This window comes from Streptomyces sp. NPDC051211 (genome assembly GCF_040689505.1).
Classification (GTDB): Bacteria; Actinomycetota; Actinomycetes; order Streptomycetales; family Streptomycetaceae; genus Streptomyces.
Genome location: NZ_JBFBAV010000010.1, coordinates 174136 through 198665, shown reverse-complemented (window position 1 = coordinate 198665; position 24530 = coordinate 174136). Strand labels below are relative to the sequence as shown.

At 71.4% G+C, this 24530-nt stretch carries 24 protein-coding genes; 17 read left to right on the top strand and 7 right to left on the bottom strand.

All coding sequences use genetic code 11. The features are described from left to right. Positions 1-7 precede the first annotated feature (7 nt). From AB0447_RS13480 to AB0447_RS13450, 7 genes are read left to right on the top strand one after another with little or no spacing between them, the layout of a single operon-like run. The gene (locus tag AB0447_RS13480; protein ID WP_366476748.1) at positions 8-313 is read left to right on the top strand and encodes a WXG100 family type VII secretion target; all 306 of its coding nucleotides are present in this window, start codon (positions 8-10) and stop codon (positions 311-313) included. After that, positions 313-2016 carry an RNase A-like domain-containing protein gene (locus AB0447_RS13475; RefSeq protein WP_366476747.1) on the top strand — a complete coding sequence of 568 codons (1704 nt, stop codon included), beginning with the start codon at positions 313-315 and terminating at the stop codon, positions 2014-2016. Before AB0447_RS13480 ends, AB0447_RS13475 begins: the two co-directional genes overlap by 1 nt. An 8-nt stretch (positions 2017-2024) precedes the next feature. After that, positions 2025-2600: a hypothetical protein gene (locus AB0447_RS13470; protein ID WP_366476746.1), complete on the top strand. Its 576-nt coding sequence runs from the start codon at positions 2025-2027 to the stop codon at positions 2598-2600. Between the two features lie 14 nt (positions 2601-2614). After that, on the top strand, positions 2615-3193 hold the full coding sequence (locus AB0447_RS13465; RefSeq protein WP_366476745.1) for a hypothetical protein: 579 nt from the start codon (positions 2615-2617) through the stop codon (positions 3191-3193). 14 nt (positions 3194-3207) lie between these two features. Next, on the top strand, positions 3208-3786 hold the full coding sequence (locus AB0447_RS13460) for a hypothetical protein (protein WP_366476744.1): 579 nt from the start codon (positions 3208-3210) through the stop codon (positions 3784-3786). 6 nt (positions 3787-3792) lie between these two features. Next, positions 3793-4113, top strand: a complete 321-nt coding sequence (locus AB0447_RS13455) for an RNase A-like domain-containing protein (RefSeq protein WP_366476776.1) — start codon at positions 3793-3795, stop codon at positions 4111-4113. Positions 4114-4125: 12 nt separating this feature from the next. Next, a complete protein-coding gene (locus tag AB0447_RS13450) occupies positions 4126-4800 on the top strand; it encodes a contact-dependent growth inhibition system immunity protein (RefSeq protein WP_366476743.1) in 675 nt (224 codons plus the stop codon). Between the two features lie 208 nt (positions 4801-5008). Here AB0447_RS13450 and AB0447_RS13445 read toward each other — a convergent pair whose 3' ends face one another. Genes AB0447_RS13445 through AB0447_RS13430 form a run of 4 tightly spaced genes read right to left on the bottom strand, consistent with a single transcriptional unit; the run spans position 5009 to position 8629 of the window. Continuing rightward, positions 5009-6208: an ABC transporter permease gene (locus AB0447_RS13445; RefSeq protein WP_366476775.1), complete on the bottom strand. Its 1200-nt coding sequence runs from the start codon at positions 6206-6208 to the stop codon at positions 5009-5011. Continuing rightward, positions 6205-6996: an ABC transporter ATP-binding protein gene (locus AB0447_RS13440; RefSeq protein ID WP_366476742.1), complete on the bottom strand. Its 792-nt coding sequence runs from the start codon at positions 6994-6996 to the stop codon at positions 6205-6207. The genes AB0447_RS13445 and AB0447_RS13440 overlap by 4 nt, the downstream gene beginning before the upstream one ends. Next, positions 6993-8120 (bottom strand): peptidoglycan-binding protein, encoded by a 1128-nt coding sequence (locus tag AB0447_RS13435; protein WP_366476741.1) that lies wholly within the window; start codon positions 8118-8120, stop codon positions 6993-6995. Before AB0447_RS13435 ends, AB0447_RS13440 begins: the two co-directional genes overlap by 4 nt. Further along, on the bottom strand, positions 8117-8629 hold the full coding sequence (locus AB0447_RS13430; protein ID WP_366476740.1) for a hypothetical protein: 513 nt from the start codon (positions 8627-8629) through the stop codon (positions 8117-8119). The genes AB0447_RS13435 and AB0447_RS13430 overlap by 4 nt, the downstream gene beginning before the upstream one ends. 89 nt (positions 8630-8718) lie before the next feature. On the opposite strand from AB0447_RS13430, the gene AB0447_RS13425 reads away from it, so the two are divergent. The 4 genes from AB0447_RS13425 (at position 8719) to AB0447_RS13410 (ending at position 12347) form a co-directional block, all read left to right on the top strand. Continuing rightward, positions 8719-9393: a response regulator transcription factor gene (locus AB0447_RS13425; protein WP_366476739.1), complete on the top strand. Its 675-nt coding sequence runs from the start codon at positions 8719-8721 to the stop codon at positions 9391-9393. A gap of 62 nt (positions 9394-9455) precedes the next feature. Then, positions 9456-10670: an ATP-binding protein gene (locus AB0447_RS13420; protein ID WP_366476774.1), complete on the top strand. Its 1215-nt coding sequence runs from the start codon at positions 9456-9458 to the stop codon at positions 10668-10670. A 42-nt stretch (positions 10671-10712) separates the two neighbouring features. Then, complete coding sequence (locus AB0447_RS13415) at positions 10713-11519, top strand: hypothetical protein (RefSeq protein WP_366476738.1); 807 nt, start codon at positions 10713-10715, stop codon at positions 11517-11519. Positions 11520-11771: 252 nt separating this feature from the next. Next, a complete protein-coding gene (locus AB0447_RS13410) occupies positions 11772-12347 on the top strand; it encodes a septum formation family protein (RefSeq protein WP_366476737.1) in 576 nt (191 codons plus the stop codon). Between the two features lie 109 nt (positions 12348-12456). On the opposite strand, the gene AB0447_RS13405 is transcribed toward AB0447_RS13410, so the two are convergent. Then, the gene (locus tag AB0447_RS13405; protein ID WP_366476736.1) at positions 12457-13104 is read right to left on the bottom strand and encodes a hypothetical protein; all 648 of its coding nucleotides are present in this window, start codon (positions 13102-13104) and stop codon (positions 12457-12459) included. A gap of 111 nt (positions 13105-13215) precedes the next feature. Between AB0447_RS13405 and AB0447_RS13400 the strand changes: the two genes are divergently transcribed. The 5 genes from AB0447_RS13400 to AB0447_RS13380 all read left to right on the top strand — a co-directional run bounded on the left by AB0447_RS13400 (position 13216) and on the right by AB0447_RS13380 (position 19622). Next, positions 13216-14163, top strand: a complete 948-nt coding sequence (locus tag AB0447_RS13400; RefSeq protein WP_366476735.1) for a TIGR03619 family F420-dependent LLM class oxidoreductase — start codon at positions 13216-13218, stop codon at positions 14161-14163. A gap of 20 nt (positions 14164-14183) precedes the next feature. Then, on the top strand, positions 14184-14972 hold the full coding sequence (locus AB0447_RS13395) for a glucose 1-dehydrogenase (RefSeq protein WP_366476734.1): 789 nt from the start codon (positions 14184-14186) through the stop codon (positions 14970-14972). A 94-nt stretch (positions 14973-15066) separates the two neighbouring features. Then, entirely contained in the window at positions 15067-16194 is a 1128-nt protein-coding gene (locus AB0447_RS13390) for an LLM class flavin-dependent oxidoreductase (RefSeq protein ID WP_366476733.1), read from the top strand. A gap of 168 nt (positions 16195-16362) precedes the next feature. Continuing rightward, entirely contained in the window at positions 16363-18126 is a 1764-nt protein-coding gene (locus tag AB0447_RS13385) for a D-aminoacylase (RefSeq protein WP_366476773.1), read from the top strand. Between the two features lie 38 nt (positions 18127-18164). Next, on the top strand, positions 18165-19622 hold the full coding sequence (locus AB0447_RS13380; RefSeq protein ID WP_366476732.1) for an aldehyde dehydrogenase family protein: 1458 nt from the start codon (positions 18165-18167) through the stop codon (positions 19620-19622). 71 nt (positions 19623-19693) lie between these two features. On the opposite strand, the gene AB0447_RS13375 is transcribed toward AB0447_RS13380, so the two are convergent. After that, complete coding sequence (locus AB0447_RS13375; protein WP_366476731.1) at positions 19694-21502, bottom strand: hypothetical protein; 1809 nt, start codon at positions 21500-21502, stop codon at positions 19694-19696. Positions 21503-21556: 54 nt separating this feature from the next. After that, a complete protein-coding gene (locus tag AB0447_RS13370) occupies positions 21557-22690 on the bottom strand; it encodes a DNA alkylation repair protein (protein ID WP_366476730.1) in 1134 nt (377 codons plus the stop codon). A 271-nt stretch (positions 22691-22961) separates the two neighbouring features. Here AB0447_RS13370 and AB0447_RS13365 point away from each other — a divergent pair, with 271 nt between their 5' ends. Continuing rightward, positions 22962-24521: an APC family permease gene (locus tag AB0447_RS13365; protein WP_366476729.1), complete on the top strand. Its 1560-nt coding sequence runs from the start codon at positions 22962-22964 to the stop codon at positions 24519-24521. Positions 24522-24530 lie beyond the last annotated feature (9 nt).

Here is a 24530-nt window from a genome sequence, read left to right as displayed (position 1 = left end):
GGGATTCATGTCGTCCGGTGACGACCACATATCAGTCGACTTCGCGACGCTGCAGGGCATGGCCGGGGATCTCGAGGCGATCCTCAAGACGCTCAACGAGCAGCTGGACCTGCTGTACGGGCGCGTCGAGAAGGTCGTCCTGACCTGGGACGGTGAGGCCCGCCAGGCCTTCGTCGACCAGCTCGACAAATGGGACCGGTCCGCGCAGGACCTGCAGGCCACCCAGGCCTGGCTGCACGAGATCGTGGTGAACGGCCACCTCACCTACGCTTCCGCCCACCAGGCTGTGCTGCGCGGCTGGGGGGCCGCCTGATGGGCACACCGCCGCCGCCCTCGGCGAACGGGGGCTTCGACGTCCAGCCGGTGCACGTCCACCACGCGGCCGATCAGGTGAAGGAGGCCCAGTTCGCGCATGCCGAGCGGGCGTTCGTCCTGGTCGACGTACTGAACAAGTACAACCAGTCCGCCGGTACCGGCTGGGGCGCGGACGCGTTCGCGATCAAGTATGCGGAGGTGGTCGAGAAGTTCCTCGATGTGTGGGGCCGCAGCGTGGTCAGCGCGGGCGGAGCCTCCATCGGCCTGAACCACACCGCCAACCACTACGTTCTGGCGGACTGGGAGGCGAGCGGCCGCAAGGGCACGCAGCCGGCCCGGACGCCGGAGCCCGTGGTCATCAACAAGCCTCCGCGCTACGGGCCGGTCAACCCCGTCAAGTGGTCGGGCACCGGTGAGGACGTCGACTCCTGGTGGATCTCCGGCGTGATCGGAGAGTTCCCCGACTTCCTCGCCGACGTCATCCGGCCCGCCATCGAGCACGGCCTCCGCCTCGGCAAGGTCCACGAGATCACCCCGGGCATCAAGGAGGACGAGGTCCGGGACATGGCCAAGGCGTGGAAGAAGCTCGGATCCGAGGCCGTGAAGGCCTCGGACGAGTTCAACGCCGCCATCGCCGGCATCACGAACCCGAAGGACAAGGGCGAGTGGCAGGCCGCGATGCGGACCTTCGGCCAGAGCATCTGGGGCGCCACGGCGTGGGGCAGGCAGATGGACGCGGACGGAAACCGGGTCGAGAAGGACGGCCGGCAGTGGCGGTTCAGCAAGGACGTCACTCCCGACCGCCGGCGCCCCATCATCGACGTGCTGAAGGAGACGGCGGACAAGATCGCGGACATCCTGGAGCACCTCTCCGACGTCGGTGAGAAGACCACGAAGTTCACGAGCCAGGCCGGTATCAACGCGGCGAAGGCCATGGCCAAGGAATGCTCAGACCTGAGTCTGATGAACCTGACCAAACTGGCGGTCGGCGGGATCGTCGGCCGGCTCGTGCTCTCCTTCCGGACCCACATGGACAAGGAGGGGTGCGACGCGGTCGTCGAGGCCTACCACAAGGAGTTCGTCGACGCGGCGAACAAGCTCAACGCCCTCATCTGGGAGCTGGACTTCGCGGCCAAGAGCGCCCCGACCTACCAGGCGGAGATCGCCCGCGCCCAGGGCTTCGGCGCCCGCTCGCTCAACGAGTTCAAGAAGGAACACCGCTGGCAGATCGGCGGGGAGAGCCCCTCCCCGTACATGTACTCGCTGGACCTGGCGACGAACGAGGGGCTCAACGGCGCCCACACCCTCGACAAGCACGTCGGCAAGACGGACGAACAGCTCCTCCAGCGAATCAAGGACGAGCAGCGCGCGAACGGAAAATTCGACATCCTGTCGTCCTCGTCCTTCTCCGACATAAATTCGGCACAGAAATACACTCAATACTGCATCCGTTCGAATACGTCGGAGATCCAGGACTGGCTGAAGAATCCTCCGCCCCAGCCGCCGTCCAAGCCCTTCACTGTGCCGTCGGTGCCGACCGAGGGGCCGCTCAGCACGCCCACCGTGACCGGCCGGACGGTGGTGGTGGACGACACCAACACGATAGAGCCGGCCAAGAATGCTTACGGTGTGACCGTTCGCCTCAAGTACGACGGGAATCTGAACCCGCCGTTCGTCGTCCTCACGTCGGCGCCCGCATAGTGGAGCGAATGATGGAACCCCTGACCGCGGAAATCTGGGCGGACGCGCTCGACCTGTACGAGTCGAGCTACACCTTCGTCTCCGTCGCCCCCCGCGTCCATGCAGAGTGGTGGCTCGACTTCGCCTCGATTGTCCGTCTCGAGGCCCGCGACCCGCGCGGGTGGAGGTCGATCGATCCGGACGAGGAGGAGTTCGACCTCCGGGTGGATCCGATCTACCCGTGGCTGCAGCCCCCGGCCACGGTCGAGGAGGCAGAGCGGTTTCACGGCCGGGTGAAAGAACTCCCCCGCTCCTCGGTCCGGTCACTGCTGGTGCTGCTCGGCATCCTCGGCATGGACGTGTCGAAGGCGCCGAACTGGGATCGACGCCGACCCGGGATGGAGCGCCGGGCCGATGTGATCACGTCGCGCTTGTCGAGCGACACACGCTTCTATTCGAACCTCGGCTGGAAAGGCGACCACCCGGATTTCTACGAGCAGCCCGTGACCGGGATGGACCCGTTCAGCCAGCACGGCTGGGACGCCGGACTCATCGCCGTGAACGACGCAGAAGTCGGCGTGTTCTGGGCCTTCGAACCCATCTGACCCGAAGGATTCTGATGCGACGAGATCTGAATGCGGAGTCCTGGTCGGACGCGCTCAAGCTGTACGAATGGCTCTGCACGTTCGTCGGCGTCGCTCCGCGTGAGCACGACGAGTGGTGGCTCGACGTCGGGGCGATCATGCGTCTCGAGACGCGGGATCCACGCGGTTGGGAGTCGATCGACCCCTACGAAGGAGAGGACGAGCGTCGGGAAGATCCGCTGTTCCCGTGGCTGGAGACACCCTCCACACCCGCGGATGCGGAACGCTACCGGCCAAGGATGAGTGAGCTTCCGCGGTCCTCGGTGCGGTCGCTGGTCGTCCTGCTCGGAGTGCTCGGCCTGGATATCGCCAAGACCTCGCGCTGGGAGGAACGCAGGCCGGAGATGGAACGGCGAGCCGACGTGATTCTGTCGCGCTTCCCGGACGGCACTCGATTCTTCTCCAACCTCGGCTGGAAGGGCGAACGTCCCGATTTCTACGAGCAGGGCATCTGGGGCGGTCACGACCCCTTCAGCCAATACGACGTCGACGCCGGGCTGATCGCCGTGAATGACGACGAAGTCGCCGTGTTCTGGAACTTCCTGAATACCTGACCCGAAGGAAGCCGATGCGGCGAGATCTGGATGCGGAGACCTGGACCGACGCGCTCAGGCTGTACGAGTGGGTATGCACGTTCGTCGGCGTCGCTGCGCGCAAGCACGACGAGTGGTGGCTCGACGCCGGGGCGATCATGCGCCTCGAGACCCGGGATCCACGGGGCTGGGAGTCCATCGACCCCTACGAGGGCGAGGAGGAGCGTCGGGAAGATCCGCTGTTCCCGTGGCTGGAGGCACCGTCCACACTCGCGGACGCGGAACGCTACCGGGCGCTGGTGAGTGAGCTCCCCCGGTCCTCGGTGCCGTCGCTGCTCGTCCTGCTCACAATCCGACCCCTCTCGGACCCCTCTCGGCTACCGGGCTGGGAGGAGCGCGGGCCGGAGAAGGAACGCCGGGCCGAGGCGATCCTGTCACGTTTCCCGGACGGCACGCGCTTCTACAGCAATCTCCACGGCAAGGGCGACCGGCCCGATTTCTGCAAGCAATCCTCCCTGGCTTACAACCCCTTCAGCGAGTACGACTGGGACGCCGGGCTGATCGCCGTGAACAACGACGAAGTCGCCGTGTTCTGGAACTTCCAGAACCTCTGAACCGACCTGCGCAAAAGGGAAAGCCACATGCTCACCAGATCCGCCACATACCCAGACCGGGAAACCGCCCAGTGGGCCGCCCAGCAGGTCGTCACCCGCAACGAGCAGGCCATCCACCGCTGGCTCGCCCAGGGCACCCGCCCCCGGCTCACCATCGAAGCCGCCTGGCCCTCCCGCGAGGAGCCCGTCGGACGCGTGCTGCTCCAGGGCATGGCGCTCGCCGGGCGCGGGGCCGTGGACGTGCGGGCCGCGCGGGTGGTGCTCCGGCGGGAGCCCGCGAGTTCGCTCGGCTTCGTCGTACACGCCACCTTCCCGATCTACGTGTAGAGGCACAGGCCCATGTCCATGAAGCCCCTTGAGTTCGACCGCCGCTACGGCGAACTCGACCAGGTGATCAGCGCGTACGTCGGCCAGCCCGCCGACGACACCCCCGAACGCCCCGGCCAGGCCCTCACCGCCTACCTGCGCCACACCTGGCACACCCGCCCCTGGGCCCTCTCGCTCGCCGAGCAGCAGCTCCGCACCTACGCCCAGAACCCGCCCGGCCGGCTGCGGCTCCGCCTCGGCGAGTTCTACCCCGTGCCGGACATCGGGCTGCCCGAGGCCGAGATCCAGGACCGGCTCGTCCTGCTCGCCGACCACATCAAGCAGAGCGTCGAGGAGGGGCAGGTCCCGCCCCCGGTGGCGGTGCCCGAGACGCACTGGGAGTGGCACGCCCGGTTCCCGGAGCTCGGCCAGTTCCTCGGCGGCTGGTTCTCGCAGGACATGCCCGACGAGTTCGACGACCACGACGCCGCCGTCCGCGACTACGCCGGCTCGGTCGACCCGACCCTGGTGGCGCGCCTCGTCGGCGAGCTGCGCGAACTGCTCGCGCTCGGCCTGGAGGAGGTCGACTACGCGGTCGGCATCGCCGAGCTGGGCATGGAGGTCGACCCGCCGGCCCCCTACGCGCCGAGCGCCTGGCTGGCCGTCGTGGCCGGGCTGCTGGCCGGGTCCCGCCCCGAGTACGGCTAGCCGGCGGCCGGGGCCAGGGTCGGAGACAGACGGGCCGCCGCCCCGCCCCGAGTACGGCTGACCGGCTGCCGGGCCCCGCCCCGCGTGCGGCCGACCGGCGGCCGGGGCCAGGGTCGAGGACAGGCGTGCCGCCGCCTCGCCCCGCGGGCGGCCGACCGGCGGCCGGGCCAGGCGGCGACAGGGGGCCGCCGCCTCGCGCCGCGTGCGGCTAGCCGGCGGCCAGGGCTAGGGTCGGGGAGAGGCGGGCCGCGCGGACCGCCGGGTAGAGGCCGGCCACCGTGCCGATGCACAGGGTGGCTCCGAAGCCGCCGCTCACCGCCCACAGGGGGACGACCCACGGCAGGTCGCCGGACCGCGCGTACACCCCGGTGGCGGCGGCGCCCAGGGCGATGCCGGCCAGTCCGCCCAGTCCGGACAGCAGCAGGGACTCCGTCACGAACTGGACCCGGACCTGCCCCTTCGTCGCCCCCAACGACCGCCGCAGCCCGATCTCGTGCCTCCGCTCCAGCACCGAGATGATCATCGTGTTGGCCACTCCGACCCCGCCGACCAGCAGGGCGATCCCGCCCAGCCCCAGCAGCAGCGTGCTGAAAGCGCCTTCCGTCGCCGCCTTCGCCTGGAGCGCCGCCGACGGGTCGGTCACCGACACCGTCTGCGGGGACTGCGGGTTGGCGGCCCGTGGGATCAGGTCCCGTACCGCCGCCACCGAGTCGTCCGTGGAGCGTTCGTAGATCGCCGTCGGGTGGCCGTCGAAGCCCAGCAGCGAGAGCGCCGCCTCCCAGCCGACCAGCGCCGAGCGCTCGATCTCCGGCGCAAGCGGGATGGGCTCCAGAACGCCCACCACCGTGAAGTACCGGCCGCCGATGAAGACCTGCTGCCCCACCTCCGTGATCCCCATCCGCCGGGCCGCCACATCGCCGAGCACCACGGCCGGATAGCGTCCGGTGGCCGCGTTCAGCCAGCTGCCCCGGCCGACCCGCGCCCGCAGGGTGTCCAGCAGTTCGTCCTTGGCGGCCTTGACCGTGATGCCGCCGGTCTCCTCCTTCGGGATGTTCTCCGTACGCCGGACCGACTGCTCGAGGTCGGCCGTGGTGCCCACCGACTCGACGCCGTCGAGCCGGGAGACCATGCCGGGCGCCTCCTTGGGGAGCTTCGTGTCCTGCCCGCTGTACATGGACTGGCCGGGCGTGGCCACCAGCATGTTGGTGCCCAGCTTGTCGAGCTCGCGCAGCAGTTTCGCCTGGCTGGAGGAGGAGATCCCGACCACCGCGATCATCGTGGCGATGCCGATCGCGATGCCGAGCGCCGACAGGAACACCCGCATGGGGCGCGAGCGCAGACCGGCCGAGCCGACGTGCAGGACGTCGCGCGGCCCGAGCCGGGCCGGGCGCAGTTTCCTTCGCACTATGCGGCCCCCCTCGCTGCGGAGCCCGCCCCGGACGCCCCGGCTGCCCCGGTGGTCCCGTTCGCCCCGTTCGCCCCGGCCACCCCGGCTGCCCCGGTGGTCCCGTTCGCCCCGCCCGGACCCCCGCGTACGTCGGCCACGACCTCGCCGTCCCGGATGCGTACGGACCGGGGCAGGCCGGCCGCGATCTCGTTGTCGTGGGTGATCACGGCGATGGTGGCGCCGTCCCGGTTCAGTTCGTGGAGCAGCTCCATCACCGATTCGCCCGAGGCCGTGTCCAGCGCGCCGGTCGGCTCGTCGGCCAGCAGCAGGTCGGGTTCGCCCGCCACGGCCCGGGCGATGGCCACCCGCTGTTTCTGCCCGCCGGACAGTTCGTGCGGGCGGTGGTGCATCCGGTCGCCCAGCCCGACCCGGTCCAGCGCCGCCTCCGCCCGCCGGGCGCGTTCGGCGCGCGGCAGGCCCGAGTAGAGCAGCCCCTCCGCCACATTGGCGCGCGCCGAGATGCCGGGCACCAGGTGGAAGGACTGGAAGACGAAGCCGACATGGCGGGAGCGCAGCGCGGACAGGGCCCGGTCGGACAGGGACGCGATGTCGTGGCCGGCGATGGCGACCCGGCCGGCGGTGGGCCGGTCCAGGGTGCCGACGATGTGCAGCAGCGTCGACTTCCCGGAGCCGGACGGGCCGACGATCGACAGGAGTTCGCCCGCCTCCACGGTCAGGTCGATGCCGCGCAGGGCGGCGACCCCGCCCGGATACTCCTTGGTGACCCCGCTCAACTCGACGACGTTCATATCTTCGGCACCCCGACCTTCATGCCGTCCGTCAGGCCGCCGCCGGTGACCTCGACCCGGCCCTGCCCGAACATGCCGAGCTCGACCTTCACTTCGCGGACCGTGCCGTTCTCGACGACCTGGACGCCGAACCCGCCGCCGGAGAGGGCGAGCAGCGCGTTCACCGGGACGGAGAGGACGTTCTTGCGGGTCTCGCCGGTCAGGCTCACCGATACGGGCGACCGGTCCGGGCCCTTGGCCTCGGCCGGGTCGTCGAAGACGACGCCGACCTCGACCTTCGCCTTCTTGTCCCCGCCACCACCGCCCCCGCTGCCGCCACCGCCCTGGTTCTCCGATCCCGGGGGCGGCGCGCCCACCGAGTCGATCTTCCCGGTCGCCGTGCCGCCGCCCGGCAGGGAGACCGTCACCTCGTCCCCGGTCTTCGCCGCGTCCGCCTGCCCCGCATCCATCTGGAAGCGGACGATCCGCTCGGTGCCGGTGAGGGTGAGCACCGGCTTGCCGGGCCCGGCCTCGTCGCCGATGGCCGCCTCCGCCCGCTGTACGCGCTGCGGTCCGGACGCGAAGGCGATGTCCTCCTTGCCGACCTCCCCGGTCTGCTTCACCTTGTGGGCCTTCTGCCAGCGTTTGACCGCCGTCACCGTGCCCTCGGTGAAGGTGCCGTCCTCCGGGTCGAGGCCTGTGCCGTAGCCGAGGGCCTGCAGGTTCCGCTTGAGCTGCTTGACGTCCTCGCCCTTGTCCCCGGCCTTCAGCGGCCGGTACATCGGCGAAGCCCCGTACATCAGCCGTACCGGCCGGCCGTTGACCTCGTACAGCCGCCCGTCCCGCTCCACGGCGGCGCCGGCGTCCGCGATCCAGGTCAGCACCCCCGGCCCGGCGGCGTTCAGCCTGCGTTCCTTCGCATAGCCGAGGGTGCCCTCGACCTGCAGGCCGGAGCTGAGGTCCCCGCGCTGCACCGGGGCCGCGTCGGGCGGCAGCGCGCCGGCGCTCCGGTCGTCGCCGGTGCGGTCCGGCGTACGGTCCTCCAGGACGACGTACCCGCCGCCGGTCGCGGCCAGCAGCACGGCCAGCCCCGCCAGCAGCCACTTCCCGCGCCGGTTCCCACCTCGGCTCCCGGGCCGGTTCATGCGTTCTCGCACTTCTTCTGGGCTTCCTCGAACGCCTTCTCCTGCCCCTTCGGGATCTCGATGCCGGAGCGCGCGCTGCCCTGGTACACCGGGTCCGGCAGGTTCACCCCGTTCTTGCGCATGCACTGCACCCACTTGAGCTCCTTGTCCTTCTGCTCCTGGGTGGGGCCCTTGCCGGAGCCGGGGCCCTGAAGCCCGCAGGCCTCCATCGCCTTCTGCATCTTCTGCGGGTCGGCGCCGGCGCCCAGGGTCAGCCCGCGCGGGTCCTGGCCGGGCGCCGGGTCGGGGACGTCCACGCCCTGCTTGCGCAGGCACTGGCGCAGCTTGAGGGCGTCGTCGGCGGCCTTGCCGCTGTCGGTGCCGGAGTTCTGCCCGGCACTGCTGCCCGCGCCGTCCTTCTTCTCGTCCTTCTTCTCGTCGCCTGCGCCGCCGGTGCAGGCGGTGACGAAGAGGGTCAGGCCGGTGAGGACCGCAGCCGTGGTCGTGGTCATGGTGAGGGATCGCTTCATGCGCCCGACCTTGCGGCAGGAGCGGCTTTCGCTTCTCTAACGGCGGATGCTTACAACGCCGAAATGCCGCTCTCGGGTAGAGAGGGGGCATGCGAGTTCTGGTGGTGGAGGACGAGGAGTTCCTCCGGGAGATGATCGCCGAGGGGCTGCGGCGCGATGCGCTCGCCGTGGACGAGGCGAGCGACGGCCTGGAGGCCCTGCGCCGGCTGCGGCTGGGCGAGTACGACGTCCTGGTCCTCGACCGCGATCTGCCCGGCCTGCACGGCGACGAGGTGTGCCGGCAGGTCGTCCGGGACCGGCTGCTCACCCGGGTGCTGATGCTGACCGCCTCCGGTACGGTCCGGGATCGCGTCGAGGGGCTCGGCCTCGGCGCCGACGACTACCTGACCAAGCCCTTCGCGTACGACGAGCTGCTCGCCCGCGTCCTGGCCCTGGGCCGGCGGGCCCGCCCGGCCCTGCCGCCGGTGCTGGAGCGGGCCGGACTCGCGGTGGACACCTCCGGCCGGGCCGCCACCCGGGACGGGCGCCGGCTCTCCCTCTCCCGGAAGGAGTTCGCCGTACTGGAGGCGCTGCTGCGGGCGGAGGGGGCGGTGGTCAGCAACGAGGACCTGATCGAGCAGGTGTGGGAAGAGGACACCAGCTACCGGACGAACGCGGTCCGGGTCACCCTCAGCAAACTGCGGGCCAAGCTGGGCGAACCCCCGCTGATCGAAACGGTGCCGGGCGCGGGCTACCGCATCCCGCCGACCGCGGCCCCGCGATGACGGCACCGGCGGCGGGCGCGGAGCCGGGCCCGGGGTCCCGCCCCGGCAAGTGGCTGCGCCGCATGGCGCGCTTCCCCCTCCCGCGCAGCGAACGCGCCCGCCTCACCGCCCTCTACGGCTCGCTGCTCCTGCTCGCCGGCGGCGGGCTGGTCGCGCTGGTGAACGTACTGTTCCGCAACGGCCTGTACGCGAGCATCAGCGGCGCCCTCTACTCCACCACCGTCTCGCCCGGAACCGAACTCAAGCTGCGGGAGGGCCTGAAGACGGCGGTGCCGGCCCAGCGGCTGCCCCCGGGCGTCCGGCCGAGCGCCGAGGAGCTGGAGCAGTACCGGATCACCCAGAACCTCTCCGCGGCCGCCGAACAGGCCACCCTGCACGATCTGCTGCTCGTCTCACTGATCGCCCTCGCCGTGTTCGCGGTCCTGTCGATGTGGCTGGCCTGGTGGATGGCCGGCCGGGTGCTGCGCCCGGTCGGCGTGATCACCGAGACCGCCCGCCGCCTCTCCGGCGCCAACCTGCACGAGCGGATCGGCCTCCAGGCCCCGCCCGGCGAACTGAAACGGCTGGCGGACACCTTCGACGGGATGCTCGACCGGATGGAACACCTGGTGGCCGCCCAGCGCCGGTTCGCGGCGAACGCGGCACACGAACTCCGCACCCCGCTGGCCGTGCAGCGCTCCGCGGCCGAGATCGGGCTGGCCGGCGACCCGCCGCCGGAGAAGGTGGCCCGGATCCGCGCCAAGCTGATCGACACGGCCACCGCCAGCGAACACCTCATCGAGTCCCTCCTGCTGCTGGCGGTCTCGGAGGAAGGCCTGTCCGCCACCGAGGCCACCGAGGAGGTCGACCTGGCGGCGCTCACGGCGGCCGAACTGGCGGCCCACCCGCACGAGGGCCTGACGGTGGAACGGACCCTCGCCCCGCTCCCGGTGACGGGCGACCGGCTGCTCCTCGGCCACCTGATCCGCAACCTCCTCGCCAATGCAGTACGTCACAACCGACCCGGCGGCAGGATCACGCTGAGCACCGGCCCGGACGGCCTCCTGACGGTCTCCAACACGGGCGCCCTGATCGATCCGGCGGAGGTCCCGGCCCTCCTGGAACCCTTCCGCCGCCGCGCGGAACGCCAGCACACGGCGGGTGAGGGCGCCGGGTTGGGGCTCTCCATCGTCGCGTCGATCGCGCGTGCACACGGCGCAGAACTCTCCGCGGAGGCGAACCCCGAGCCCGGCGGCGGCCTGACGGTCCGTATCCGCTTCCCGCAAGAAAACACTTAAGCCGTCAACAAAAATCTGGATCTTCTGTGTACGGTCTGCCGCATGAGCAAGCATGCCCGCGCCCGGTCCCGTACGCCCCGCCGGCTGGCCCTCACGGCCACCGTCGGCCTGCTGACGTTCACGGCCGGCTGGGTGTACTCCCTCCAGGACGACCGCGCGATCACCCCGCAGGCCCGTACCGCCTCCGACGACCGGCCGCCCGCCCAGGACCGCGCCGACCGCTCCACCCAGCGGGAGGCTCCGGCCGCCCCGGCCGCCGGCCCGACGGAACTCCCCGGCCTCAGCGCCGCCACCCGCGCCCGCATCCCCGCCGACTCGCGGCAGGTCCTCCTGGTCGCCGGCACGTCCAAGGACTCCTCCGAGGGCACCGCCACCCTCTACACCCGCCCGGACACCGGCTCCCCCTGGACCTCGGCCGGCAGCTGGCCCGCCCGCAACGGCGCCAAGGGCTGGGCCGCGGACCGCAAGTACGGCGACCTGTCCTCCCCGGTGGGCGTCTACTCCCTCACCGACGCCGGCGGCCTGCTGCCGGCCCCGCCCGGCACGAAACTCCCGTACGACCGGGACAACTCCTTCGTCCCGTCCGGCCGCGGCGTCAACGGCGAATCCCTGGCCGGGTCCTTCGACTACGTGGTCGCCATCGACTTCAACCGCAAGCGCGGCACCTCCCCCCTCGACCAGACCAAACCGGAGGGCCCGGCCAAGGGCGGCAACATCTGGCTGCACGTGGACCACGACGGGCCGTCGCAGGGCTGCGTGGGCATCCCCAAGGAGGGCATGCAGAAGGTCCTCCAGACCCTCGACCCGGCGGCGAAGCCGGTGATCGTGATGGGGCCTGCGGGCTTCTGAGCCCGGCGGTCAGAACTCTTTTGCTCGACGCACGTCCCGGCCGGGTGGAGCGGCCGCGGCGCCCGCCGGGGGGTAGCGTTGGAAGTGGCACAACTCCATCGGCAGGCACGCGTCGGCGTGGCCCGGCGCATGCCGCCCGCCTGAAGGCATCCGAGACCGAGCCGGGCAGGGAGCGGCCACGATCGCCGCCGTCCGTGTCACCGCCTGCCGGTCGACCGCGTCTCAGAGCTCTGTGCAAGGAGAGCTGCACGCATGTCCAGACTGCCGCAACCACTGCAAGCGCCCCCGCCTCCTGATCCGTACGCGCGGCCGGGACCGTCCGGAGCTGCTGTTCACGCTGTCACCCTCGGGCTCGCGCTGTTCCTCGGGATCTTCGGAGTGCCGGCCGCCGCCGATCCCTTGCCGACGCACGACACCGGTGGCCGGGTCGTAGGGCCGGCCTTCGGCGATGTGGACGACATTAACGCCGGGGACTGCTTCAACACCGAGGACGATCTGAAGGATTATCAGGAAGAGGACGCCCAGGCGCCCCTGTCGGTGGACATCGTGCCCTGCGACGAGCCTCACCAGTCGGAGGCGGTGGTCATCTTCGACCTGCCGGACGGGGCGTACCCGGGCAAGCAGAAGATCAACTCCGTTGTCGGCGAGAAGTGCGACAAGGGGCTCACCGACTACGTGGGCGCCGGCGCGAAGCTCCCGGAGACGATGCAGCTCTACTCCTACCATCCGAGCCCTGCCACCTGGACCGCCGGTGAACGCGGCGTCGCCTGCTTCGTCGGCGACAGCAGCGGCTCGAGCACCGGCTCGGTCCGAGCCTCTGGCTCCTGAACCCGCCTCGCTCATGGACGAACGCGCCGCGCCCCGCCCACAGGGCGGATGTCCAGCGCCTCCGTGTGGGCACGTACGGCCTCCGGGAAGCGACGCGCCGCCCTCCGCCTTACGCGGGTCGGCGTGAGCCGGGATCCGGCCGGGGCGGGGACGGGCTTCGCCGGGCGGATGCCAAGGCCGCGATGTAGGCCAGGTCGAAGGCCGCGCACAGGGCGCCCAGGCCCAGGATGAACGGGGCGTCCTCCAGGGCGCCGAAGAGGATCGTCGGGGCCAGGGTGCCCAGGAACTTCGACACCGCGATGGTCGGGGACTGGCCCCGGGGTCCGCCGCGGGACACCAGCATGGCCAGGAAGAGGCCCGACATCAGCAGGTTCTGAAGGAAGGCGGAGTAGCGGGTCGCGTCGTGCGTGCCGAAGTGGGCCAGGAACAGCCACTGCACGGCGAAGGCGGTGGCGAACAGGCCCGCCCCGGCGGCCGCGAAGACGCCCCGGCCGACGCCCGGGAACTCCGCCCGCCCGAAGCGGACGAAGGTCCAGACGATGACCAGGTCGGCCACCGCCCACACCACGTTCACCACGCCCTGCGCCGACACCCCCGCCCGCGCCTCGTTCACCGCGTACGTCGACTCCCACGCGAAGTTCAGCGCCAGCGCGGCCACCGGCATCGCGTACGTCCGGTCCCGGAAGCCGACCCGGATCGACTCGACGTACACGATCGTCCACGCCAGGCCGCTGACGAGGGTGAGGAGCAGCTCCATGCGCGGCAGACTAGCGCGTCCCACCCCTTGTCTGACGAAGCGTCAGCTTAGACGATGGGCCCCGGCCGGGACAGGTCGGTGACGATTCGTCGGACAAGGGGTGGGACGCCCATGGCTCGCGTGTTTCCGGAAGGTCGGCTGGTCTACGGGATGCAGCTCCCGGTCCAGTCGCAGAGCACCATCTACGCCGAGCCCTGGGAGGCCTCGGCCACCGCCGCCGATCTCGCCGGGGTCGCCCGGGCCGCCGACCGGGCGGGGTTCGGGTACCTGGCGTCCTGCGACCACGTCGCGATCCCCCGCCGCCTGGCCTCGGCCATGAGCACCGTCTGGTACGACCCGGTCGCCACCCTCTCCTTCCTCGCCGGGGTCACCGAGAACGTCCGCCTGCTCAGCCATGTCGCCATCGTGGCCCTGCGGCATCCGCTGATCAGCGCCAAGCAGTACGCCACCCTCGACCACCTGTCCGGCGGCCGGCTGATCCTCGGCGTCGGTGCCGGGCACGTGCAGGAGGAGTTCGAGGTGCTCGGGGTCGACTTCGAGCGGCGCGGTGCGGTGCTGGACGAGGCGCTCGACGCCCTGCGGGTCGCCCTCGGGCCGGAGGAGTTCCCCGAGTTCGAGGGGGAGTTCTACCGCTTCGAGGGGCTGGGGCAGCGGCCCCGGCCGGCCCAGCAGCGGATCCCGGTGTGGGTGGGCGGCTCCTCGCCGGCCGCGGTCCGCCGGGCGGCCGTACGCGGCGACGGCTGGCTCCCGCAGGGCGACCCGCGGGACCGGCTGCCCGGCCGGATCGCCCGGATCAGGGAGCTGCGGGAGGCCGCCGGGATCACCGACCCGATCGAGATCGGGGCGATCACCGAGGCGCTGTACGTCGGCGAGCCCGGCTGGGACACCGGCCGCCGCACCCTCACCGGCAAGGGCGAGGTCCTCGCCGAGTCCCTGCGGGAGTACGGGGCCCTGGGCGTGGACCAGATCCAGGTGCGGTTCCGCAGCCGGGACCGGGCCGAACTGTGCGACCAGATCACCGCTTTCGGGGCCGAGGTCGCGCCCCACCTCAACGACTAGGTACGACCAGGAGGCTTGCCGTGGGAAAGCTGGACGGGCGCGTCGTCGTCATCACCGGGGCGGCGCGCGGCCAGGGTGAGCAGGAGGCCCGGCTGTTCGCCGCCGAGGGCGCGAAAGTGCTGCTCGGGGACGTGCTGGACGAACAGGGCGCGCAGGTCGCCAAGGAGATAGGCGAGGAGAGCGCCCGGTACGTGCGGCTGGACGTGAGCCGGGAGGAGGACTGGGCGGCCGCGGTCGCGGCGGCGAAGGACGCCTTCGGCGGGCGGATCGACGGGCTGGTCAACAACGCCGGCATCCTGCGCTTCAACGAGCTGGTGAACACCCCGCTGGCGGAGTTCCAGCAGATCGTGCAGGTGAACCAGGTGGGCGCGTTCCTCGGCATCAAGAACGTGGCCCCCGAGATCGAGGCGGCCGGCGGCGGCACCATCGTCAACACCTCCTCCTACACCGGGCTGACCGGCATGGCGTTCGTCGGGGCGTACGCGGCGACCAAGGCGGCCATCGTCGGCCTGACCCGGGTCGCCGCGCTGGAGCTGGCCGCCAGGAACATCCGGGTCAACGCGATGTGCCCGGGTGCCGTGGACACCCCGATGGCCAACCCGGCGCTGCTGGATCCGGCCGGCCCGTCCGCCGAGGCGACCGATGCCATGGCGGAGCTCTACCGCAAGGTGGTGCCGATGGGCCGGGCGGGCCTGCCGGCCGAGGTGGCGCGGCTGGCCCTCTTCCTGACCAGCGAGGACTCCTCGTACATCACCGGTCAGCCGTTCGTCATCGACGGCGGCTGGATGGCGGGCGTGAGCATTCTCTGACGGTACGTCAGGTATTGACGTGGCACTCCTCGAATGGAACAGTCGACGACATCGATCTGACGATGCGTCAGAAACCAAAGGACGGTGAACCCCCTTGGAATTCGGGCTCTTTGTGCAGGGATACGTGCCTGAGGCGCGATCCAAGGTCGACCCCGAGGCAGAGCACAAGGCGCTGATCGAGGAGACCGAGTACGTCATCCAGGCCGACAAGGCCGGCTTCAAGTACGCCTGGGCCTCCGAGCACCACTTCCTGGAGGAGTACTCGCACCTGTCGGCGAACGAGGTCTTCCTCGGGTACCTCGCCCACGCCACCGAGCGCATCCACCTCGGCTCCGGCATCTTCAACCCGCTCGCCCCGGTCAACCACCCCGTCAAGGTGGCCGAGAAGGTCACCATGCTCGACCACCTCTCCAAGGGCCGCTTCGAGTTCGGCACCGGCCGCGGCGCGGGCAGCCACGAGATCCTCGGCTTCCTCCCCGGCATCGAGGACATGAACCACACCAAGGAGATCTGGGAGGAGACCATCGCCGAGTTCCCCAAGATGTTCCTCCAGGAGGAATACGAGGGGTTCCAGGGCAAGCACTGGTCGCTGCCGCCCCGCAAGATCTTCCCCAAGCCGTACGGCAAGGCCCACCCGGCCATGTGGTACGCCGCCGGGTCCCCCTCCTCGTACGCCATGGCCGCCAAGAAGGGCCTCGGCGTCCTCGGCTTCAGCGTCCAGAAGGTCTCCGACATGTCGTGGGTCCTGGACCAGTACAAGACCGCGATCCAGGAGGCGAAGGCCATCGGCGCCTTCGTCAACGACAACGTGATGGTCACCTCCACCGCGATCTGCGCCGAGACCCACGACAAGGCCGTCGAGATCGCCGTCAACGCGAACATGAACCGCTTCCAGTCGCTGGTCTTCCGCTACCACGACACCTTCCCGCGGCCCGAAGCCATCCCGCAGTGGCCCGAAACGCTGCCCGAGTACAACGCGGAGATCATCGAGCTGCTGATCGCCGAGGAGCTGCTGATCTGCGGCGACCCGGACGAGGTCGCCAAGCAGTGCAAGCGGTGGGAGCAGGCCGGCGCCGACCAGCTGTCCTTCGGGCTGCCGACCGGGGTGTCGTACGAGGACACGATGACCACGATCAAGCTGATCGGTGAGCACGTGATCCCCAAGATCGACACCGATCCGGTGCACCGGACCACCCGCTTCCGCGAAGCGGCCACCGGCTGATCCCCACCAGATCGGGGACGGCGTCTTCCCGGACCGCCGTCCCGAACCGGCCCCGGCCGGAGGCAATGCCGAGGCCGCGGCCGGCCCGGCGGCCTCCGGCCGGGGCACGCGGGGGCTCCGCCCCCACACCCCACACCCCGCACCCCCGCGCCTCGAACGCCGGCGGGGCTGAATCGCGCGAACACCGGCAGAAGGGACGCCATGCTCGACCACCTGATCAAGGGCGCCACCGTCGTGGACGGCACCGGCGCCCCCGCCCGCGTCGCAGACGTCGGCATACGGGACGGCCGGATCGTCGCCATCGGCACGATCACCGAAGAGGCCCGGACCACCGAAGACGCCACCGGCCTCGTCCTCACCCCCGGCTTCATCGACCCCCACACCCACTACGACGCCCAGCTGTTCTGGGACCCGTACGCCACCCCCTCCATGAACCACGGCGTCACCACCGTCGCCGGCGGCAACTGCGGCTTCACCCTCGCGCCCCTGCACCCCGACCGCCCCGAGGACGCCGACTACACCCGCCGGATGATGAGCAAGGTCGAGGGCATGGCCCTCAAGGCCCTCGAAGAAGGCGTCGACTGGTCCTGGTCCACCTTCGGCGAATACCTGGACGCCCTCGACGGACGCATCGCCGTCAACGCCGGCTTCATGGTCGGACACTGCGCGCTGCGCCGGCACGTGATGGGCGAGGCCGCCGTCGGCGGACAGCCCACCGAGGAGCAGATGCAGGAGATGCTGCGGCTCTTCCACGACGCCATGGACGCCGGCGCCTGGGGCCTGTCCACCACCCAGTCCGCCACCCACTCCGACGGCGACGGCGCCCCCGTAGCCTCCCGGCACGCCCGGCCGGAAGAACTCCTCGCCCTCTCCCGGGCCGTCGCCGACCACGAAGGCACCCAGCTCGAAGCCATCGTCGCCGGCTGCCTCGACCAGTTCTCCGACGACGAGATCGACCTGTTCGTCGAGATGAGCGCGGCCGCCGGCCGGCCCCTCAACTGGAACGTCCTCACCATCGACGCGTCCGTGCCCGAACGCGTCCCGCGTCAGCTCATCCCCAGCGAACGCGCCCGCAAGGCCGGCGGCCGGATCGTCGCGCTCACCATGCCGATCCTCACCCCCATGAACATGTCGCTGGGCACCTTCTGCGCACTCAACCTCATCCCGGGGTGGGGCGAGATCCTCGGCCTGCCCGTCCCCGAGCGGATCGCGAAACTCCGCGACCCCGCCGTACGGACGGAGATGCTGCGCCGCGCCGACAGCAAGGAGGCCGGGGTCTTCCGGCGCCTCGCCAACTTCGGCCGGTACGTCATCGGGGACACCTTCAGCAAGGCCAACGAAGGCCTGTCCGGCCGGGTCGTGGGCGACATCGCCGCCGAACGCGGCCAGGACCCCTTCCACTGCCTGGTGGAGATCTGCGCCAACGACGAACTCCGGACCGTGCTCTGGCCCATGCCCACCGACAACGACCCGGCCAGCTGGGCCCTGCGCGCCGAGACCTGGCAGCACGAGGACGTCATGCTGGGCGGCTCCGACGCGGGAGCGCACCTGGACCGGATGTGCGGGGCCCCGTACACCACCCGCTTCCTCGGCGACTGCCTGCGCGGCCGCAAACTGGTGCCGCTGGAGCAGGCCGTACGGATGCTCACCGACGACCCGGCCCAGCTGTTCGGCCTGCGCGAGCGCGGCCGGATCACCGAGGGCTTCCACGCCGACCTCGTCCTCTTCGACCCGGAACGCATCGAGGCCGGCCCCGCCACCCTCGTCCACGACCTGCCCGGGGACAGCCCGCGACTGGACTCACGCGCCATCGGCATCGTGTCGGTCCGGGTCAACGGGGTGGAGACGATCCGCGACGACCAGGTGACCGGCGCCGTCCCCGGCATCGTCCTCCGCTCGGGCCGCGACACGAGGACGGTGAACACCCGGTGAGCCCGGTGAGCGGGGCGAGCGAGGACGGTGGACACCCGGTGAGCAGGCTGTACATCGGCGGCGAGTGGGTGGAGCCGGCCGGCGGGTACTACGAGGTGGTCAACCCGGCCGACGAGTCGGTGGCCGGCCTCGCACCGGAGGCCTCCCCGGCACAGGTCGCGGCCGCCGCGGCCGCCGCCCGCGAAGCCTTCGAGGGCTGGTCGCGGACCCGGCCGGAGGAGCGGGCCGCGATCCTCGACCGGGCCGCCGACATCATCCAGCGCGAGTACGAGCCCTGGACCGCCCTCGCCCAGGCCGAGACCGGCGCACCCACCGGCATCGCCCGCGGCATGCAGGTCGGGGTCGGCGTCGCCCGGTTCCGCCGGTACGCGCGCGGCGCCCTCGAACCCGTGGAGAAGGGCCTCCCGCCGCAGGTGACCGAGGCCGGCCCGATGGGGAAGGCGAGCATCCTCGGCGCGCTGGAGGTACGTCAGCCGGTCGGCGTGGTCACCTGCATCACCTCGTACAACAATCCGTGGGCGAACCCGGCGGGCAAGGTCGCCCCGGCGCTGGCCATGGGCAACACGGTGGTGGTGAAACCCGCCCCGCAGGACCCGCTGTCGGTGTTCAAGATGGCCGAGGCGCTCGCCGAGGCCGGGGTGCCGGCGGGCGTGGTCAACGTCGTCAACGGGCAGTCGGTGGCGGTCGGCGAGGCCGCCGTGGACTCCCCGGACGTGGACATGGTGTCCTTCACCGGCTCCACCGCCGTCGGGCAGCGCATCGCCGAGGTGTGCGGGCGGTCCATGAAACGGCAGCTGATGGAGCTGGGCGGGAAGGGCGCGGCGATCGTCTTCGAGGACGCCGACCTGGACGCGGCGACGATGGGCATCGGGACCACCTTCTCCTTCTACTCCGGCCAGATCTGCACCGCCCCGACCCGGGTGATCGTGCACCGGTCCGTCCACGACGCGCTGGTGGAGAAGCTGACCGGCTACCTGGCCTTCATGAAGGTGGGCGAGCCGGCGGCGCAGGGCACCGTGGTCGGACCCGTCATCTCGGCGGCCCACCGCGACCGGGTGGAGTCCTACATCGAACTGGGGAAGAAGGAGGGCGCCCGGATCGCGGTGGGCGGGGACCGCCCGGCGGTCCGGGCGGACGGCAAGGGCTTCTACGTGGCCCCGACCCTCCTGGTCGACTGCACCAACGACATGCGGGTGGTCCGCGAGGAGATCTTCGGCCCGGTCGTCGCGGTCGTCCCCTTCGACACGGAGGAGGAGGCCGTCGCCCTGGCCAACGACTCCGACTTCGGGCTGCTCTCCTACGTCTGGTCGGGCGACGCCTCGCGCGCCTTCCGGGTGGCCCGCGGGCTCCGCTCGGGCGGAGTCGGCGTGAACACCATCGGCCGGAACATGGAGGCCCCGTTCGGCGGCTTCAAGAAGTCGGGGGTGGGCCGGGACGTGGGCTCGTACGCGCTGCACGCGTACAGCGAGATCCAGTCGATCGTCTGGACCACCTAGCAGGCCGGGGGCGGGGGGCCCTTCGCGCCCCCGCCCCCGTCCCGCCCCCGTCCCCCCCGTCCCGTCACCGGCTAGAAGGGGGCGGTCCCCAAGGTCTTCGGGTCGGTGGTCGCGAGCCGTTCCAGCACGGCGGCGGCCTGGACCTCGGGCGGACGGCCGTCGTCCGGCACCGCCCAGCGGAAGTACCGACGCGATGCCGCCGGTGCCGGTGCCGGTGCCGGTCCCGGTCCCGGTCCCGGTCCCTGGCCCTGGCCCTGTCCCGCTTCCGTTCCTGTTTCCGAAGCAGGATCCGGTTCCGGCGGGGCGCTGAAGTCCACGTCCACCGTGTCCGGCTCGCGCCAGTCGGTGCCGACCCAGCCCGGTTCGACGTCCCACCGGGTCAGCAGGTCCGGGCGCTCCCGCAGGCCGGCTTTGATCAGCCGGGCCGTGTTCCGGGCCGGCCAGCACCAGGAGCGGTCCCGCTCGGCGCGCCCGACCTCGGCGTCGTAGGCGGCCGCGTCGAAGCGGTACTCGGGCGGTGTCGGCCCGACCGCGCCGCGCCACTCGCCCCACACCACCTCGTCGCCGTCGCGGCGGATGGTCACGTACAGCGCCCCGCAACAGCCTTCGGCGCAGTACGCCTCGGCCAGCTGCACCTCGTGCGGCTCGGCCCCGGCACGGAGCCCGCCGGTGTCGAGCAGGCACTCGGGGGCGTTGGCGGGTCCCTTCCCGAACAGCAGGGGCACCAGGGGCCGGCCGTCGACCAGGATCCGGGTCTCGACGGCGGGCGGGTCGGCGGGATCGTCGACGACCACCTCGATACGGAACCGCTCCCCGGCCGCGGCGCGGACGAACGGCTGCCGGCCGGTCCGCCGGATCCATTCGGTCCGCCGCCGGACGGCGGGCCCGCCGTCCGGGACGGGCTCCTGCAGGACCCGTCCCAGCGCGTCCAGCAGCGCCTCGCGCTGCCCGGGCCGCCAGTCCAGCAGCACGGCCGTGCCGCTGTGCAGATCGAGGGCGACCGACAGCAGCAGCGCGTGGTGGCCGAGGGCCGGGGCCGGCCGGTCCGCGTGCCCGACCAGGGCTTCGTACACGGCCAGGGCCGGCCGGTAGTCCAGGATCTCCGCCCGGCCCTCGCGCTGGCCGGCCATCCGGTGGAGCAGCCGGCCGGCCGCGGCGAACAGCGTGCCGTCCTCGGGACGGGCGCGGAGCAGGCCGTCCAGGTCGGCGGCCTCGGCGATCCGGCGGGCGAGCCAGAGCACCTCCGCGTCGCGCGCCAGGGTGACCAGCGCGTCCCGTACGGCCTCAGTGTCGCCCGTGGCGACGGCATCGATGAGCGGGGTCAGTTCCCGGCTCCTGCTGCGGTCGGCCAGCAGCAGGAGGGCGGCCGCCTGCCGGTCGAGCGGGTCGAGTGCGGCCGCGGCCGCTCGGGCGAGACCGCGCAGCAGGCCGAGGGTCTTCAGGACCGGTACGTCCTCGGCTTCGCCGAGGCGGATCAGGAGGGCCAGGCCCACGCTCACGGCCGCCGTGTCGGTGCCCGTGCGGGTCAGTCGCCGGGCGGTCCGCCGGGCGGCGGCCTCGTCCGGCAGCGGCAACCGGGCGACATGGGCGCGGAGGGTGCGGTCCGGCATCACGAGGTCGCGGACCCGGAGGTGGACGGCGTCGGCGGCCCGGACCGGATCCGGGTCGGCCAGCAGGGGGGCCAGCGCGGCGGCCACTTCCTCCTCCGCCTGGTGCCAGGTCAGGCGGCTGCGGCCGGGCTTCGGCCCGGGATGTCCGTCGGGCAGGGGATGGCCGCGGCGCGGGAACCGGCCGTCGGGTTCGATGCCCTGGCGGAACAGGGCGTAGTCGTGGAGGGAGGTCCCGGGGGTGAGCGCCGCGCGCTCGTCGCGGGCGCTCACCGGGCGGGGTGGGACTCGATTCCGTAGGTCATGCGGGGAGCCTGTCAGGCCGGCTCAGGACGCGTCCAGTGAAAATACGGCCTCGCCCCGCGCCCGGCCGTTGACCTGCAGCTGCACCAGGTGTTCGCCGGAGTGGTAGCGGCGGGTGGTGATCGGTTTGAAGGAGTGGCGCTTGGTGCCGGTGAGAGTCTCGCCCGGGGCCAGGGTGCGGGTGGTGAGCTTGAAGACCTTCGGGGTGCGGGTGCCGTTGGCCTTCGTGTGGTGGATGACGTAGTCCACCACCAGCTCCACCGGGAGCCTGCCGGTGTTGGTGACCGCGTAGTCGAAGACGAGGAACTCGCCCACGGCGACCCGAGGCGTGGTCACCACCGGCCCCTTCACCGCGACCGGGACGTCGGGGGAGTGTCCGAGCAGGGTCAGCGCCTCGGGCCGGCCGGCCTTGATCAGGGTGCGCAGGCCGTGCCGGACGACGCGATCCGTCGTCGTGGGCGCGGGGGTGCCGGGGGTACCGGGCGTGGCGGGCGTGGCGGGCGTGTCCTCGGCCAGCCAGCGGGCGGCGGTCTCCACCGCCAGCTCCGGGTGGTCGCGGCTGATGTCGTTCAGGTGGTTGGCGACGGAGCGGCGCACGTACTCGGACTCGTCGCGGTGGAGGGCGTCCAGCACCGGCAGCGCCGGGCGCGGGTCGGCGATGAAGGCGGGCAGCTGCGGGGCCCACGGCAGCCGGGGCCGGGTGCCCTCGCTGGCGAGGCGGCGTACGTGCGGGTCCGGGTCGGCGGTCCACTCCTGTACGACGGCCAGGGCGCGGGCCGGGTCGGCGCGCAGGAAGGGGCGTACGGCGGATTCGGCGGTCAGCCGGGGGGTGAGGTCGTGCAGCAGCGCGAGGCCGGGCTCGAACACCTCCAGCCCGCGGACGGCGACGGCCTCGTTGACGGGGAAGGTCATCCAGCCGTCGAAGCCGGGGTCGGCGAGGGCGGTGCGTACGACGGCTTCGAAGCCGGGCCAGTCGTCGGGGAGGTCGGCGAGGACGGCGTCGCGGACGGCTTTGACGCGCCCGCTGTACGTCAGCCGGTCGAGCGCGGCGGCGCAGGCGTCCAGGGCGGGCGAGGTGTGGCGGCCGGCTGCCCGGGCGAGCAATCGGGCCAGGTTACTGACGGTATCCGCGCTGAGGAGTTCGTCGGCCGTGGGCATGGGGCCAGTCTGGCGGACGGCGCCCCGGTTTGGGGGGCCCTGAAAATTGCCACGGGAAAGTTTTGAATGGTGCAAAACGGGCAGAGCTGCGGTTTCCGCATTCCGGAAGCTTGGGCTTGACGCCTGTCGATGCCCGGCTGGCGGCCGAGTGGACCTTTCATTACCAGCGCGTGAACTCTCCCAGCCTCAAGATTCAAAGGAATTTAGACCTGTGGAGTACCGGACTAAAGTCTTCCGGATGAGGAAACCGCAGCATCTAACGTCCTGACTCATGACACAGCTGGACACGCGGCCCCAGGCCGGAGACACGGTAAGCGGAGCCGACAAGGGCGGCGTTCGTGGCAAGGGCCTCGGCAAGGGCTCCGTCGGTCTGATGGGCAGTGCCGTCATCGGCATCTCCACCGTCGCCCCCGTCTACTGCCTCACCTCGACCCTCGGCTCCACCGCCGGCGAGGTCGGCCTGCAGATGCCGGCCGTCTTCCTGGCCGGATTCCTCCCCATGCTCCTGGTCGCCTTCGCGTACCGCGAGCTCAACAAGGTCATGCCGGACTGCGGCACCTCCTTCACCTGGACCGTGAAGGCCTTCGGGCCGCGCCTCGGCTGGATGTGCGGCTGGGGCCTGGTGATCGCCACGATCATCGTGCTCTCCAACCTGGCCGGCGTCGCCACCTCCTACTTCTGGCTCCTCGCCGGCGAGATCACGAACAACCCGTCGATCGCCGCGCTGGACGAGAACAAGCTCGTCCACATCACCACCTGCCTGACCCTGATCGCCGTCGCCACCGCGATCAGCTACCGCGGCATGACGGCCACGAAGGGTGTGCAGTACGCCCTGGTCGGGCTCCAGCTGGTCGTCCTCGCCGTCTTCGTCGCGATGGCCTTCCAGAAGGCCTCCGCCGGCACCTTCGACACCGGCCTGGACTTCTCCTGGTCCTGGATGAACCCCTTCGCGGTCGAGTCCATGGCGGCCTTCACCGCCGGACTCTCCCTCTCGATCTTCATGTACTGGGGCTGGGACGCCTGCCTGGCCACCAACGAGGAGACCACCGGCTCCGAGAAGACCCCCGGCCGCGCCGCGCTCGTCGCCATGGTCGTGCTCGTCGGCTCGTACCTCGCCACCGGCATCGCCGCCCAGATGGCCGTCGGCTCCGGCGGCGAAGGCCTCGGCCTCGCCAACGAGGAGACCTCCGGCAACGTCTTCGCGGCCCTCGCCGGCCCCGTGATGGGCCCGGTCCTCGGCATCACGCTCTTCATCGCGGTCCTGGCCTCCGCCGCCGCCTCCCTGCAGACCACCTTCATCCCGGTGGCCCGCACGGTCCTGGCCATGTCCACGTACGAGGCCCTGCCGCCCTCCTACGCCAAGGTCCACCCGAAGTTCAAGACCCCGGGCCGCGCCACGGTCATGGCGGGCATCGCGACCGGCGCGTTCTACACGATCATGACCCTGGTCAGCGAGAACGTCCTCACCGACACGATCTTCGCGCTCGGCCTGATGATCTGCTTCTACTACTCGCTGACGGCCTTCGCCTGCACCTGGTACTTCCGCAAGGAGCTCGGCAACTCCGCCCGCGACCTGTTCTTCAAGGGCGTCTTCCCGGTCCTCGGCGGCCTCCTCCTCGCCGCGGTCTTCTTCAAGACCCTCTACGACACCTACGACCCGGCCTACGGCTCCGGCTCCGGCATCTTCGGCGTGGGCAGCGTCTTCATCATCGGCGTCGGCCTGCTGCTCCTCGGCCTGGTCATCATGCTGATCACGGCCCGCCGCAGCCCGGCCTTCTTCCGCGGCGAAATCCTGACGAAGACCACGCCGGCCCTGGTGGTCAAGGACTGACCCCGGCCG

Bases quoted from the DNA above. Each gene is read 5' to 3' on its own strand.
- AB0447_RS13480 (WP_366476748.1), top strand. From the start codon at position 8: ATGTCGTCCGGTGACGACCACATATCAGTCGACTTCGCGACGCTGCAG.
- AB0447_RS13475 (WP_366476747.1), top strand. From the start codon at position 313: ATGGGCACACCGCCGCCGCCCTCGGCGAACGGGGGCTTCGACGTCCAG.
- AB0447_RS13470 (WP_366476746.1), top strand. From the start codon at position 2,025: ATGATGGAACCCCTGACCGCGGAAATCTGGGCGGACGCGCTCGACCTG.
- AB0447_RS13465 (WP_366476745.1), top strand. From the start codon at position 2,615: ATGCGACGAGATCTGAATGCGGAGTCCTGGTCGGACGCGCTCAAGCTG.
- AB0447_RS13460 (WP_366476744.1), top strand. From the start codon at position 3,208: ATGCGGCGAGATCTGGATGCGGAGACCTGGACCGACGCGCTCAGGCTG.
- AB0447_RS13450 (WP_366476743.1), top strand. From the start codon at position 4,126: ATGTCCATGAAGCCCCTTGAGTTCGACCGCCGCTACGGCGAACTCGAC.
- AB0447_RS13440 (WP_366476742.1), bottom strand. From the start codon at position 6,996: ATGAACGTCGTCGAGTTGAGCGGGGTCACCAAGGAGTATCCGGGCGGG.
- AB0447_RS13435 (WP_366476741.1), bottom strand. From the start codon at position 8,120: ATGAACCGGCCCGGGAGCCGAGGTGGGAACCGGCGCGGGAAGTGGCTG.
- AB0447_RS13430 (WP_366476740.1), bottom strand. From the start codon at position 8,629: ATGAAGCGATCCCTCACCATGACCACGACCACGGCTGCGGTCCTCACC.
- AB0447_RS13425 (WP_366476739.1), top strand. From the start codon at position 8,719: ATGCGAGTTCTGGTGGTGGAGGACGAGGAGTTCCTCCGGGAGATGATC.
- AB0447_RS13420 (WP_366476774.1), top strand. From the start codon at position 9,456: ATGGCGCGCTTCCCCCTCCCGCGCAGCGAACGCGCCCGCCTCACCGCC.
- AB0447_RS13415 (WP_366476738.1), top strand. From the start codon at position 10,713: ATGAGCAAGCATGCCCGCGCCCGGTCCCGTACGCCCCGCCGGCTGGCC.
- AB0447_RS13410 (WP_366476737.1), top strand. From the start codon at position 11,772: ATGTCCAGACTGCCGCAACCACTGCAAGCGCCCCCGCCTCCTGATCCG.
- AB0447_RS13405 (WP_366476736.1), bottom strand. From the start codon at position 13,104: ATGGAGCTGCTCCTCACCCTCGTCAGCGGCCTGGCGTGGACGATCGTG.
- AB0447_RS13400 (WP_366476735.1), top strand. From the start codon at position 13,216: ATGGCTCGCGTGTTTCCGGAAGGTCGGCTGGTCTACGGGATGCAGCTC.
- AB0447_RS13370 (WP_366476730.1), bottom strand. From the start codon at position 22,690: ATGCCCACGGCCGACGAACTCCTCAGCGCGGATACCGTCAGTAACCTG.
- AB0447_RS13365 (WP_366476729.1), top strand. From the start codon at position 22,962: ATGACACAGCTGGACACGCGGCCCCAGGCCGGAGACACGGTAAGCGGA.